The sequence below is a fragment of the Dietzia papillomatosis NBRC 105045 genome (assembly GCF_001570845.1).
Taxonomy (GTDB): Bacteria; Actinomycetota; Actinomycetes; order Mycobacteriales; family Mycobacteriaceae; genus Dietzia; species Dietzia cinnamea.
On sequence record NZ_BCSL01000036.1, the window covers coordinates 24330 to 36523 of the forward strand.

General features: G+C 69.7%; 13 protein-coding genes. 9 read left to right on the top strand and 4 right to left on the bottom strand.

Translation table 11 applies throughout. The annotated features are described in order from the left end of the window. Positions 1–37: 37 nt before the first annotated feature. Together crgA and DPA01S_RS12510 are read left to right on the top strand one after the other, a co-directional pair. Positions 38–304 carry a cell division protein CrgA gene (crgA, locus tag DPA01S_RS12505; protein WP_061916674.1) on the top strand — a complete coding sequence of 89 codons (267 nt, stop codon included), beginning with the start codon at positions 38–40 and terminating at the stop codon, positions 302–304. Between the two features lie 345 nt (positions 305–649). Then, complete coding sequence (locus DPA01S_RS12510; protein WP_061916677.1) at positions 650–1117, top strand: PH domain-containing protein; 468 nt, start codon at positions 650–652, stop codon at positions 1115–1117. Positions 1118–1209: 92 nt separating this feature from the next. On the opposite strand, the gene DPA01S_RS12515 is transcribed toward DPA01S_RS12510, so the two are convergent. Further along, positions 1210–1944 (bottom strand): rhomboid family intramembrane serine protease, encoded by a 735-nt coding sequence (locus DPA01S_RS12515; protein ID WP_061228254.1) that lies wholly within the window; start codon positions 1942–1944, stop codon positions 1210–1212. A gap of 88 nt (positions 1945–2032) precedes the next feature. Beyond that, positions 2033–2563, bottom strand: a complete 531-nt coding sequence (locus tag DPA01S_RS12520) for a peptidylprolyl isomerase (protein WP_167349543.1) — start codon at positions 2561–2563, stop codon at positions 2033–2035. A 71-nt stretch (positions 2564–2634) separates the two neighbouring features. On the opposite strand from DPA01S_RS12520, the gene DPA01S_RS12525 reads away from it, so the two are divergent. The 4 genes from DPA01S_RS12525 to DPA01S_RS12540 all read left to right on the top strand — a co-directional run bounded on the left by DPA01S_RS12525 (position 2635) and on the right by DPA01S_RS12540 (position 6226). Next, on the top strand, positions 2635–3384 hold the full coding sequence (locus DPA01S_RS12525; protein WP_061228253.1) for a hypothetical protein: 750 nt from the start codon (positions 2635–2637) through the stop codon (positions 3382–3384). Next, positions 3381–3863 (top strand): GNAT family N-acetyltransferase, encoded by a 483-nt coding sequence (locus tag DPA01S_RS12530; RefSeq protein WP_061228252.1) that lies wholly within the window; start codon positions 3381–3383, stop codon positions 3861–3863. Before DPA01S_RS12525 ends, DPA01S_RS12530 begins: the two co-directional genes overlap by 4 nt. A gap of 37 nt (positions 3864–3900) precedes the next feature. Continuing rightward, positions 3901–5223 (top strand): TrpB-like pyridoxal phosphate-dependent enzyme, encoded by a 1323-nt coding sequence (locus DPA01S_RS12535; protein WP_061916680.1) that lies wholly within the window; start codon positions 3901–3903, stop codon positions 5221–5223. 73 nt (positions 5224–5296) lie between these two features. After that, positions 5297–6226: an SDR family NAD(P)-dependent oxidoreductase gene (locus tag DPA01S_RS12540; RefSeq protein WP_174521525.1), complete on the top strand. Its 930-nt coding sequence runs from the start codon at positions 5297–5299 to the stop codon at positions 6224–6226. A gap of 15 nt (positions 6227–6241) precedes the next feature. Here DPA01S_RS12540 and DPA01S_RS12545 read toward each other — a convergent pair whose 3' ends face one another. Beyond that, positions 6242–8113, bottom strand: coding sequence for an ABC transporter ATP-binding protein (locus tag DPA01S_RS12545; protein ID WP_084374763.1), 1872 nt, complete (start codon positions 8111–8113; stop codon positions 6242–6244). 237 nt (positions 8114–8350) lie between these two features. On the opposite strand from DPA01S_RS12545, the gene DPA01S_RS12550 reads away from it, so the two are divergent. Further along, positions 8351–9877 carry a fatty acid desaturase gene (locus DPA01S_RS12550; RefSeq protein ID WP_061228249.1) on the top strand — a complete coding sequence of 509 codons (1527 nt, stop codon included), beginning with the start codon at positions 8351–8353 and terminating at the stop codon, positions 9875–9877. Between the two features lie 68 nt (positions 9878–9945). Then, positions 9946–10581: a TetR/AcrR family transcriptional regulator gene (locus DPA01S_RS12555; RefSeq protein WP_232303133.1), complete on the top strand. Its 636-nt coding sequence runs from the start codon at positions 9946–9948 to the stop codon at positions 10579–10581. Positions 10582–10585: 4 nt separating this feature from the next. On the opposite strand, the gene DPA01S_RS12560 is transcribed toward DPA01S_RS12555, so the two are convergent. Beyond that, entirely contained in the window at positions 10586–11344 is a 759-nt protein-coding gene (locus DPA01S_RS12560) for a PaaI family thioesterase (protein ID WP_061916686.1), read from the bottom strand. A gap of 11 nt (positions 11345–11355) precedes the next feature. Here DPA01S_RS12560 and DPA01S_RS12565 point away from each other — a divergent pair, with 11 nt between their 5' ends. After that, entirely contained in the window at positions 11356–12174 is an 819-nt protein-coding gene (locus tag DPA01S_RS12565) for an SDR family NAD(P)-dependent oxidoreductase (RefSeq protein ID WP_061916688.1), read from the top strand. The last annotated feature ends 20 nt before the right edge of the window (positions 12175–12194 follow it).

Here is a 12194-nt window from a genome sequence, read left to right on the forward strand (position 1 = left end):
TAGACTCGCTCCGATATCCCCCACCACGAGGACTGTAATGCCCAAGTCAAAGGTCCGGTCCAAGACCGAGTACACCGACGCGGCCGTCAGCCGCACCCCCGTCAAGGTCAAGGGGACCCCGACGGCGCGCTGGTACGTCGTACTCATGCTGGGCTTCATGATTCTCGGCCTGCTGTGGCTGGTCACGTACTACATCGCCGGGGAGAGGATCCCGTTCATGCGCGATCTGGAGACGTGGCAGAATTTCGCGATCGGCTTCGGGCTGGCCGTCGTCGGGCTGCTCATGACGATGCGGTGGCGCTGAGGGTTCTCCACAGGGCCCCTCCACGAGGTGCTCCCGCGCTTTCCACAGTCTTTTCCACAGGTCACCCCCCGCACAACGCGGGGGGTGACCTGCATTTTCTCTGGCTCTCCCTCATTCATGCAGGTCAACAGCCCGATTGCAAGACCACCGACGACCGTGACTCCGCTCTTACACACCCCTCACACACTGTGGACAATTCCCTCCACACTGGGGATAAAGCCTGTGGGACGACGACGAGGTCGACACCGCAGGTCGGGCCCGCTCCGACTCGAACGACTTTCGAACTCCACGCGTGTTATTCCTCCACAGTGTGGATAACGCCTGTGGATAAGGGAGGATGGGCGTGTGAGTGGTGAGGCGGTCTCCGGAGCGGGGCCCGGGGCCGTGTCGTGGTCGCCGGGCGCCGTGTGGCCGGGCGTGCAGATCGCCGCGGGCGTCGTGCTGGTGGTGCTCGGACTGCAGCGCGCCGAGCCGCTCGCGCTGCTGCTCACGGGGCTGGCGGCGCTGTTCCTCATCCCGTCCGGGGTGTCGCAGTTGCTGCGGCGACCGCGGATCGAGGTCGTGGACGGGCAACTGGCGATCAAGAAACTCGGACGGGTGCTGTTCGTGCCCCGGTCCGAGGTGGTGGAGGTGCGCGCGCTCGGGTCGGCCCGGTGGGGCGTGCGGCAGCACATGATGAGGCTGGAGTACACCGACGAGCGCGGCCGCGAGCAGCTCGACGTGTTCACCCGGCTCGATCTGGGCACCGATCCGCGCGACGTCGTGGAGACGCTCACGCGGCTGGGGTTCGGCGGCCGGCGCGGCGACACGTAGGTGCGGCCGGCGCGGCGACACGTAGCCACGGGCGGGAGGGCAGCGAGATGGCGCGGCGGCGGCGCCGGGCAGCGGGGCGGGGCCGGCGGGGCTCAGCGGAGGACGACGAACCCCGCGGTCATGGACTCCGCCGCGTACCACGCGGCGAGCCCGACGAGGACGACGACGACGAGGTACGCGGTCCACGACACGACCTCCCGCCCCCCGCGACCCACACGGGGGGGCAGGCGCCGCGGCAGCACCACCAGCGCGACGGCGGCGACCGCGCCCACCGCGAGCCCGCCGAGATGCGCGCCCAGCGAAACCCCGGGGACGAGGAAGCTGACGCCGATGTTGAGTACGAGCAGCAACCCGATGCCCTTGACGTCGAGGCGCAGGGACATCGCGACGATGGCGTATGCCCCCATCAGCCCGAAGATGGCCCCGGAGGCGCCGGCGGTGAGCGCGTTCTGGCTGGTGAACATCACCGCCACGGACCCACCGAGGGCGGAGACGAGGTAGAGACCGAGGAACCGGGCGTGCCCGATGCTGCGCTCGATCCCCAGACCGAGGATCCACAGCATGTACATGTTGAGCAGCAGGTGCATCGGGCCGAAATGCTGGAACGCCGAGGTGAGCAGCCGCCACCACTCGTCGCGGACCGCCACCATCGGCGGGAACAGGGCCGTGGCCTCGAACAGGGCCGAGGCGCTGTTCGCCATGATGCTGCGCGCCTGCGCCGCGGTGGCGACGTAGACGGCGAGATTGGCGGTGATGAGCCACGCCGTGACCGGCTGGAGGCGGAAGAAACGCGAGACCGCGCCACCGCGGTGGGTCTGGATGCTCATGGCTCCCGGTTCGTCGTGCTGCGGATAGACGTGCGGCGCGGGTCCGTGTGTCCCGGGACCCGCGCCGCCGACCGGCCGGGGAGGTCGGTCAGGAGATCTCGATCGACTCGATCACGACGTCCTCGGTCGGGCGGTCCATCGCACCGGTACGGGTGGTGGCGATGGCGTCGACGACCTTGCGGGAGTCCTCGTCGGCGACCTTGCCGAAGATGGTGTGGCGGTTGTTCAGGTGCGGCGTGGGGCCGACCGTGATGAAGAACTGCGAACCGTTGGTGCCCGGTCCGGCGTTGGCCATGGCCAGCAGGTAGGGCTCGGAGAACTGCAGCTCCGGGTGGAACTCGTCCTTGAACTGGTAACCCGGGCCGCCGCGGCCGGTGCCCGTGGGGTCGCCGCCCTGGATCATGAAGCCGGAGATGACGCGGTGGAAGATGGAGCCGTCGTAGAACGGGCCGGTCTTCTCCCCCTTGGCGTTGGCTTGGGAGTACTCCTTGGAGCCGTCGGCCAGCCCGACGAAGTTCTGCACGGTCTCCGGGGCGTGGTTGCCGTACAGCTCGACGACGATGTCGCCCCGGTTGGTGTGGATGGTTGCCTTCTGCGTTGCGATGCTCACGTGTCCCATCCTGCCACGATGGTGGAACCGATGTCGGCGAGGTGGTGGTCGGTGTCCGAGCGCTGTGCCACCATCGTCACATGAGCACACGAAGCGATCGCGCCGCCCACCGCAAGGCCGTCAAGCAGGCGGACAAGGACCTGAACAAGGCCGGGACCGCCGCGCGCAAGGCGTTCGACCTCAAGGACCCGCGGTTCCTCGGCGAGGCCGCCGTCGCCGCCACCCGGGGCCCCGTCGGGCTCGCCCTCTTCGGAGCAAGCCGCGGCATCCAGGTGCTCCGTGAGCGCCGCGCGGAGCAGGCGGAGATCCTCGGTGACCTCGCGGCCGACGCCCGCCAGCACGCCGACTCCCTGCGCGAGAAGACCTCCGCCCTCGCCACGCCGCAGGAGAAGCGCAGCCCGCTGCGTCGCTTCGCGCCGCTGTGGATCGTGGGACTCGTCGGCGGTGCCGCCGTCGTCGGCGCCACCGCGTACTTCCTGCGCGACCCGGGTTCGCCCGCTCCCTCCTCCCCGCCGGCGCCCAAGCCCACCCCGGCTCCGCCGCGGACGCCCACGCCGGCCGAGGCGGCCGCCGACTCCCGGGGTGACGCGGCCGGATCCACGGGCCCGGACGCCCGTGAGTCCGAGGATTCGGAGACGGGCGAGGACCTGACCATCGAGTCCCCGGATCCCGAGGGCCCCGCCGACCAGTCCGCCGAGTCCTCCCCGGCCGCGGGCAGCGCCGCGCCCGGCCCCGCTGCCGGTTCCGCGCCGCAGCCCTCCGATGACGCCGCGGGGGACGACACCTCGACGGGCGGTCAGACCACGGACGGCAACACCACCGGCGCATGAGCCGATCCGACGCGTCGGCCCACGACCCGGCGCTCGAGATCTCCGCGTCGGCCCTCGAGGAACTGGGCCCACTGGACGTCCACGCGCTGTACCGACTGCGCGTGGACGTCTTCGTGGCCGAGCAGGACTGCCCGTACGCCGAGATCGACGACGTCGACGCCGACCCCGGCACCACACATCTCCTCGCGCGGGGGTCGGGCGGTGAACTCGTGGCGACACTGCGCGTCTTCGCAGACGACGCCGCCGACGGACTCATGCACGTCGGGCGCGTGTGTACGGCACCGTCGTGGCGGGGCCGGGGTATCGCGGCCGACCTGATCCGCCGGGCGTTGGAACTGTGCGGTGACCGGCCGGTCGAGATCGGGGCCCAGGCCCACCTCGAGCGGTGGTACGAGCAGTTCGGATTCGTCCGGTGCGGACAGGACTACATCGACGGACGGATCCCCCATCTGCCCATGCGACGCGACCTCCTAGGATGAGACCAGGCTCACCCTTCGATCGCTTCCGAGGACACACATGACGTCTGCCGCCCCCTCCGTCCCGCTGGTCAAGGCTCTCCTGCCCGAGAACGAGATGCCGACGCACTGGTACAACATCCAGGCCGACCTGCCCGAGGCGATGGCGCCCCACCTGCACCCCGGAACCAAGGAGCCGCTCGGTCCCGAGGACCTGGCGCCCCTGTTCCCGATGGCGCTCATCGAGCAGGAGGTGACCCCGGAACGGTACATCGAGATCCCGGAAGCGGTCCGGGAGATCTACCGGCTGTGGCGGCCGTCGCCGCTCATCCGTGCACGGCGTCTCGAGAAGGCGCTGGGCACCTCCGCCCGCGTCTACTACAAGTACGAGGGCACCAGCCCCGTCGGTTCACACAAGCCGAACACCGCGGTCGCGCAGGCGTACTACAACGCCGCCGAGGGCATCACCAAGCTGACCACCGAGACCGGCGCCGGCCAGTGGGGTGCGTCGCTGGCGTTCGCCGGGCAGGCCTTCGGGATCGAGGTCGAGGTGTGGCAGGTCAAGGCCTCCTTCCACTCCAAGCCGTACCGGCGCATGCTCATGGAGACCTTCGGGGCGTCCGTGCACCCGAGCCCGTCCGACCTCACCGAGGCCGGTCGCGCGCTCCTCGCCAAGGACCCCGACACCCCGGGATCTCTCGGCATGGCCGTGTCCGAGGCCGTGGAGGTGGCCGCCGCGGATCCCGAGACCCGTTACTCCCTGGGCTCGGTGCTCAACCACGTGTGCCTGCACCAGACCGTGATCGGCGAGGAGGCCATCACGCAGCTGGCGATGTTCGGCGAGGGCGCGCCGGACTACGTGTACGGGTGCGCCGGCGGTGGCTCCAACCTCGCCGGGCTGGCGTTCCCGTTCATCCGGGAGAACCTCGCCGGCGCGAAGACCGAGATCGTCGCGGTCGAGCCCACGGCCTGCCCGTCGCTGACGGAGGGCGAGTTCCGCTACGACCACGGTGACGTCGCCGGCCTGACCCCGCTGATGAAGATGTACACCCTCGGCCAGGACTTCGTCCCGGATCCCATCCACTCCGGCGGCCTGCGCTATCACGGCATGGCGCCGCTGGTCAGCCACGTCAAGCACCTCGGCCTGCTCGACTCGATGGCGGTGGAGCAGAACGTCGCGTTCGCGGCCGGCGTCGAGTTCGCCAAGGCGGAGGGCATCGTTCCAGCCCCCGAGTCGACCCATGCACTGGCCGGCGCCATGGCGAAGGCCCGCGAGCACGCCGGCGAGGCCGGGACCGGGCCGTCGATCGTGATCGGCCTGTCCGGTCACGGCTTCCTCGACCTGCCCGCGTACGAGTCGTTCGTGCGCGGCGAGCTGGGCTGACGCGCCGGACGGGGCCCGCGCCCCCCACCAGACCACCAATCACGTTCCCTACCCTCGATAAAGGAGCCCCCAATTGACCAAGACCATCGAGTTCACCGATCGCGTCGCGATCGTCACCGGTGCGGCCGGCGGCCTGGGCCGCGCGTACGCCCTCGCGCTGGCCGAGCGTGGTGCCAAGGTCGTCGTCAACGACCTCGGTGGCGACGTCCGCGGTGAGGGCGGGTCGCCGTCGCTGGCGCAGCAGGTCGTCGAGGAGATCACCGCGGCCGGCGGCGAGGCGATCGTGGACGGCAGCGACATCACCGACGAGGCGGCGGTCGAGGCCATGGTGTCGACGGTCATGGAGAAGTGGGGCCGGATCGACATCCTCATCAACAACGCCGGCATCCTGCGCGACAAGTCCTTCGCCAAGATGGACATCGCCGACTTCCGCAAGGTCATCGAGGTCCACCTCATGGGCTCGGTGAACTGCACCAAGGCGGTCTGGCCGCACATGGCCGAGGCCGGCTACGGCCGCATCCTCATGACCACGTCCTCCTCCGGAATCTACGGCAACTTCGGCCAGGCCAACTACGCCGCGGCCAAGTCGGGACTGGTCGGCCTGATGAACGTCCTGGCCATCGAGGGCGAGAAGAAGAACATCAAGGTCAATTCCATCGCTCCGACGGCCGCGACCCGCATGACCGAGGACCTGCTGCCCCAGCGGGTGCTGGACATCATGGGTCCCGAGACCATCGCGCCGGGCGCCCTGTTCATGGTCAGCGAGGACGCCCCCACCAAGACGATCCTCGGGGCCGGCGCCGGTGTGTTCGCGGTGTCGCAGATGGTCGAGAGCCGTGGCGTCTACCTGCCCGAGGGTGCGCGGACCCCCGAGGTGGTGGCCGAGCGCTGGGCCGAGATCGCCGACGTCACCGACGCCAACCCCCTCGAGGGCGCCTTCGAGCAGACCTCGAAGTACGCCGCGCTGGCAGCCCGCGAGCTCGGCCTGCACCTGGAGAGCTGACCGGCCGGCCGCGGGTCACTCCTGGTCGGCGAACTGCGTCTCGTACAGTTCCGCGTACCGTCCGCCGCCCGCGAGCAGCTCGGCGTGGGTACCCGACTCCACCACGTGCCCCGCCTCGAGGACGAGGATCCGATCCGCGGCCCGGACGGTCGACAGCCGGTGCGCGATCACCAGGGACGTCCGGTCGGACATCGCCTCGGTCAGTGCCTCCTGGACCGCGGACTCGTTGGTCGAGTCCAGCGCACTCGTCGCCTCGTCCAACACCACGACCGACGGCTCGGCGATGAGCAGTCGCGCGATGGTCAGGCGCTGACGTTCTCCACCCGACAGCCGGTATCCGCGGTCACCGATGACCGTGTCGAGACCGTCGGGCAGCGAGGCGACCAGGCCTTCGAGCCGGGACCGGCGCAGGGCGTCCCACACGAGATCGTCGGTGACCTCCGGGCGCGCGAAGGTGAGGTTCGCCCGGATGGTGTCGTGGAAGAGGTGGCCGTCCTGGGTGACCATGCCGACCGTGCGACGGAGCGACGACGACGTGACGTCACGCACGTCCAGTCCCGCGACCCGCACCGCGCCCGAGTCGACGTCGTAGAGGCGGGGCAGGAGTGAGGCGATGGTCGACTTCCCGGCTCCCGACGACCCGACGAGCGCGACCATCTCGCCCGGCGCGGCGCGGAACGAGATCCCGTGCAGCACCTCCTGCCCACCGCGGGTGTCGAGGACCGCGACCTCCTCCAGGGAGGCCAGCGAGATCTTGTCCGCCGCGGGGTAGGAGAAGTGGACGTCGTCGAACTCGATGGTCGCGGGGCCCTCGGGGATGTCGACGGCGTCGGGGGCGTCGGCGATCAGGGGCTCCAGGTCGAGGACCTCGAAGACCCGCTCGAAGCTGACGATGGCCGTGACGATGTCCATCGGGGCGTTGGCCAGCGCCGTCAGCGGGCCGTAGAGGCGGGTGAGCAGCAGCGCCAGCGCGACGACCGACCCGGCGTCCAACCCGCCGTTGAGGGCGAACCACCCGCCCAGTCCGTAGACCAGTGCCAGCGCCAGGGTGGACACGAGCGTCAGCGAGTTCATGAACACGCTCATGAGCAGCGCGGTGCGCACCCCGATGCCGCGGACCCGCCCGGCACGGGCCGCGAATTCCGCCGACTCCGCGGAGGGCCGACCGAACAGCTTGACCAGGGTCGCCCCACCGGCGTTGAACCGCTCGGTCATCTGGTCGTTCATCGACGCGTTGAGGTCCGAGGCCTCGCGTCGGAGTCGTGCCAGACGCCTGCCGACGTACCGGGCGGGGAACAGGAAGATCGGCAGCAGGAGGACCGACAGCACGGTGATCTGCCAGTTGATGCCGGCCATCACCGCCAGGGTGAGGACCAGCTGCACCAGGTTGGACACGACCCCGGAGAGGGTGTCGGAGAAGGCCCGCTGGGCACCCATGACGTCGTTGTTGAGGCGACTGACCAGGGCGCCGGTGCGGGTCCGCATGAAGAATGCCACCGGCATCGTCTGTACGTGGTCGAACACCGCGCGACGCAGGTCGAGGATCAAGCCCTCGCCGATGCGCGCCGACCACAACCGGGTGAACACGGCCGCGACCGCCTCGACGACGCCGATCGCGGCGATCAGTACCGCGAGCCCGACGACCACGTGAACCGGCGAGGCCTCGACGATCGCGGTGACGACCCGGCCCGCGAGCACGGGGGTCAGGACCGCCAGCGACGCCCCGAAGACGGAGAGGATGAGGAAGACGACGATCCGCCGGGTGTGGGGGCGCGCGAACTGCCCGATCCGGCGGAAGTTCTCGCGGGTGAAGACACTCCGGTCGAGCGAGATGCCGTTGTTCTCGGCCCGGTACAGCGTCCGCATGGCGGCCATGTGCATGGACAAGCCGGGCCACTCCTCTCACGCCGGTCGAGGGGTGTACCGACGACACCTCCGTACAACCCGGCCGGTGCCCGACCTATTCCGGCCCGGGTCGGAGATCGCGGGTCCTCGTCGTCGTCATCATCGAGGCCTTCTGGACAAAGACCGACGGTATGTCTAGACACGGCGCGGGTTTTTGTCTAATGTCGGGTGCAACACAGTGGCATATGCCACACAACGTTGATTCGGAGGTCGTCAGCGATGTCCAGCACCGAGTACATCCGCCCCACGGACGGGGCCGATGAGCACGAGGCGCCTCACGCGCATCACGACCATCACGGACACGACCATCACGGCCACGACCACGCGGACGTCGAGCCGTACGCGTGGACCGACGCCAAGCGCTACCTGTGGCTGCTCGGAGTGATCCCGGCGATGGGCCTGTTCCTCTCCATGCCGTTCGTCGCCGGCTTCAACGCCCTCGGCTGGGATATCCCCGCGACCATCGCGTGGTTCCTGCTGCCGTTCCTCGTCTACGTCGCCATCCCGCTCGGCGACCTGGCGATCGGCGCCGACGGGGAGAACCCGCCGGACGAGGTCATGGACAAGCTCGAGGCCGATCCGTTCTACCGGTGGTGCACCTACCTGTACATCCCGCTGCAGTACGCCTCGCTCATCGCCGCCTGCTACCTCTGGACCGCCGACGACCTGTCCTGGCTCGGCTACGACGGCGGCCTGAGCGTCGCCGCCTCCATCGGCGTCGCCTGGACCGTGGCCATCACCGGCGGCATCGGCATCAACACCGCTCACGAGCTCGGCCACAAGATCGCGGGCAGCGAGAAGTGGCTGTCCAAGGTCGCGCTCGCCACCACCGGTTACGGCCACTTCTTCATCGAGCACAACCGTGGCCACCACGCGCGCGTCGCCACTCCGGAGGACCCCGCCAGCTCCCGCTTCGGAGAGTCCTTCTGGGCGTTCCTGCCGCGCAGTGTCGTCGGCTCGCTCCGCTCGGCGTGGTCGCTCGAGTCCGAGCGTCTCGGCCGCCTGGGCAAGAGCCCGTGGACCCTCCGCAACGACAACCTCAACGCCTGGCTCATGACCGTCGTGCTGTTCGGCGCGCTCATCGCGATCTTCGGGTGGGAGGTCGCCCCCTGGCTGATCGTGCAGGCGATCTTCGGGTTCTCCCTGCTCGAGGTCGTCAACTACCTCGAGCACTACGGACTGCTCCGCCAGAAGACCTCGGCGGGTCGGTACCAGCGCTGCCGCCCCGAGCACTCGTGGAACTCCGACCACCTGGTGACCAACATCTTCCTGTACCACCTGCAGCGCCACTCGGACCACCACGCCAACCCGATGCGCCGCTACCAGATGCTCCGCAGCTTCGAGCAGGCCCCGCAGCTGCCGTCCGGGTACGCGACGATGATGGTCATCGCCTACATCCCGCCGCTGTGGCGGAAGGTCATGGACAAGCGCGTCCTCGACCACTACGACGGCGACATCACCCGCGCGAACATCCAGCCCTCCAAGCGGGAGAAGATCCTCGCCCGCTACGGGGCCGGCTCGACCGCGGTGGCGGAGAAGATCATCGCCGACACCGACATCGCGACCGACCAGACCTCGCCCACCGGCGAGTACGTGTGCCCCAACTGCGGGAACCACTACTCCGAGGCCGCCGGCCTCCCGCGCGAGGGCTTCCCGCCCGGCACCCCGTGGTCGGCCATCCCCGACTCCTGGCAGTGCTCGGACTGCGGCGTGCGCGACAAGGTCGACTTCCTGCCGGTGAAGTGACCCCCGCGTACGGGGTGCGAACCCGCCCCTCCCCCGCCCGGAGCCGGGTATCCGCAACAATGGGCACCATGCCCCGTCACCGCCAGACCAGTGACCGACCCTCCCCCGGGGACGCCCGCGGGGAGCGTCGGCCGCTCCGTAGTACCGTGTTCGAGGCCATGCACGAGCTCCTCGGCTCGCGCGACTGGTCCGCGGTCACCATGTCCGACGTCGCCAAAGCCGCCGGACTGAGCCGGCAGACCCTCTACAGCACGTTCGGCAACCGGCAGGGTCTGGCGCAGGCGTACGCGCTGCAACTGTCCGAGACGTTCGCCGGTGAGATCCGCGACTCCATCATCCGGTATCCCGGGCAGATCGAGACCGCGCTGCGTGAGGGCATCAACGGCTTCCTGCTCTCCAGCCAGCGCGACCCGCTCATCCGGGCCCTGCTCACCGGGGACATCAAGCCGGAGCTGCTGCGGCTCATCACCACCGAGGCCGGCCCCCTCATCGAGCGGGCCACCGAGGTGCTCACCCCCGCCCTCGCCGAGAGCTGGATGCGGATCGAGGAGACGCAGGCCCGGTTGGCGGCCTCAATCATCGCCCGCATCGGCATCAGCTTCATCTCGCTGCCGCCCGAGGATCCCGACCAGCTGGCCTCCGGCCTGACCGAGGTCATCGCGCCCTACCTGCAGAAGGTCGTCCAGGTCGACCTCCCCGGCTGAGCCCCTATCCCCCGTCGCCGAGCATCGACTCGGTGCCCGGCTGGCCCGGCACCGGCACACTCGCCTCCAGGAACAGCCCCCGCGCCTCCACGCACAGACGATCGCCGGCGTGGATCGTCGCGTGCGTCCACGTCTTGCGGCCCTCGCGCTCCTGAACCCACGCGCGGAACGACAGCGGCTCGAGCAGCGGGGTGGGCGACCGGTAGTCGATCTCGTAGTGCGCGGTCATCCCGAAGCGGCCGCCCCAGTGGTTGGCGAACCCCATCATGTGGTCGATGATCAGCGCGCTGATACCCCCGTGGACACAGCCGGGAGGGCCCTGGTAGACGGGGCCCAGCGTCACCTCGGCACGCACCGAGCCGTCATCGCACCCGTAGAACTGCACCGGCGGGGCGAGTGGGTTCTCCGGCCCGGCGACCGGGTTCGACCGGCGGGTGCCCGCACCCGTCCACATGATCTCAAGCCGCTTCGCCGGCGACGGGACGCGCGGTTCGATCAGGTCGGCCACCGCGGCCAGGCGGTCGGCGATGTCCCCCAGCTCGACCTCCGAGTGCGCCAACGCCGCGGTCGCCTCACGGAGTCGACGCAGCTCGGCCACTACGCGGTCGAGCTCGGGATCCGCCGGCGGCAACTCCGGGGTGGGGATCGGTTCGAACCTTGTGCCCAGTCGCTTGCGCGCCGCCTCGAGGGAGAAGTCCTCGTCCGGACCCAGCTTCGGCAGGGGTACGCCGCCGAATCCGGGACTATCGCTCTGTTTAGTCATACTCTAAGGGTATGTCGACACCTGTCAATCCGAAGCCGTTCGATCCTGCTACCTATGGTCCCTGGGCCCTCGTCGTGGGCGGAAGTGAGGGCGTGGGCGCCGAGATCGCCTTCCGCCTCGCCGATCAGGGGGTGTCCACGGTCCTCGTCGCCCGCAAGACCGGGCCCCTCGAGGAGACCGCGGAGGCCGTCCGCGCCAAAGGAGTCGAGTGCCGGACCCTGTCCGTCGACCTCACCGAGCCCGGTGCCACCGAGGGCATCGCCGCGGCCTGCGAGGGTCTCGACCTCGGCCTCATCGTGCTCAACGCCGGCGCCAACACCTACGGCTCCGAGTTCGTCGAGTCGGACATGGACAAGGTCCAGAAGGTCATCGACCTCAACATCACCTCGCCGATGCAGATCATCCGTCGGTTCGGCCCCGGCCTCAAGTCCCGCGGCCGCGGCGGCATCGTGGTGATGGGCTCGATGGCCGGCTACCTCGGTCACGCCGACATGAGCGTCTACTCCGCGGCGAAGGCGTTCAGCCGCGTCTTCGTCGAGGGCCTGTGGCTGGAGATGCGTGAGTACGGCGTCGACGTCGTCGAGGTCATCCTCGGCGTCGTCCGCACCCCCGCGATGGTGCGCGCCGGCCTGGACATGGATCTGCCCGGCTTCACCGTCAGCGAGCCCGAAGAGGTCGCCGAGGAGGTCCTGGCGTCCATCGGCAACGGGCCGATCCACGTCTGTGGTGGCGAGAACAACCGCAAGGGCGTCGAGTTCTCGTCCGGCGTCGACCGCGGCCGGATCGTGGCCGGCTCGCACAAGCGGATGAAGGCCCTCCGCGGGAACTGACCCCCGGGTCGCGGGCGCGG

What these genes read in the sequence shown, in the direction of transcription:
- crgA (WP_061916674.1), top strand. Translation starts at nt 38, where the DNA reads ATGCCCAAGTCAAAGGTCCGGTCCAAGACCGAGTACACCGACGCGGCC.
- DPA01S_RS12515 (WP_061228254.1), bottom strand. Translation starts at nt 1,944, where the DNA reads ATGAGCATCCAGACCCACCGCGGTGGCGCGGTCTCGCGTTTCTTCCGC.
- DPA01S_RS12520 (WP_167349543.1), bottom strand. Translation starts at nt 2,563, where the DNA reads ATGGGACACGTGAGCATCGCAACGCAGAAGGCAACCATCCACACCAAC.
- DPA01S_RS12525 (WP_061228253.1), top strand. Translation starts at nt 2,635, where the DNA reads ATGAGCACACGAAGCGATCGCGCCGCCCACCGCAAGGCCGTCAAGCAG.
- DPA01S_RS12530 (WP_061228252.1), top strand. Translation starts at nt 3,381, where the DNA reads ATGAGCCGATCCGACGCGTCGGCCCACGACCCGGCGCTCGAGATCTCC.
- DPA01S_RS12535 (WP_061916680.1), top strand. Translation starts at nt 3,901, where the DNA reads ATGACGTCTGCCGCCCCCTCCGTCCCGCTGGTCAAGGCTCTCCTGCCC.
- DPA01S_RS12550 (WP_061228249.1), top strand. Translation starts at nt 8,351, where the DNA reads ATGTCCAGCACCGAGTACATCCGCCCCACGGACGGGGCCGATGAGCAC.
- DPA01S_RS12555 (WP_232303133.1), top strand. Translation starts at nt 9,946, where the DNA reads ATGCCCCGTCACCGCCAGACCAGTGACCGACCCTCCCCCGGGGACGCC.
- DPA01S_RS12560 (WP_061916686.1), bottom strand. Translation starts at nt 11,344, where the DNA reads ATGACTAAACAGAGCGATAGTCCCGGATTCGGCGGCGTACCCCTGCCG.
- DPA01S_RS12565 (WP_061916688.1), top strand. Translation starts at nt 11,356, where the DNA reads ATGTCGACACCTGTCAATCCGAAGCCGTTCGATCCTGCTACCTATGGT.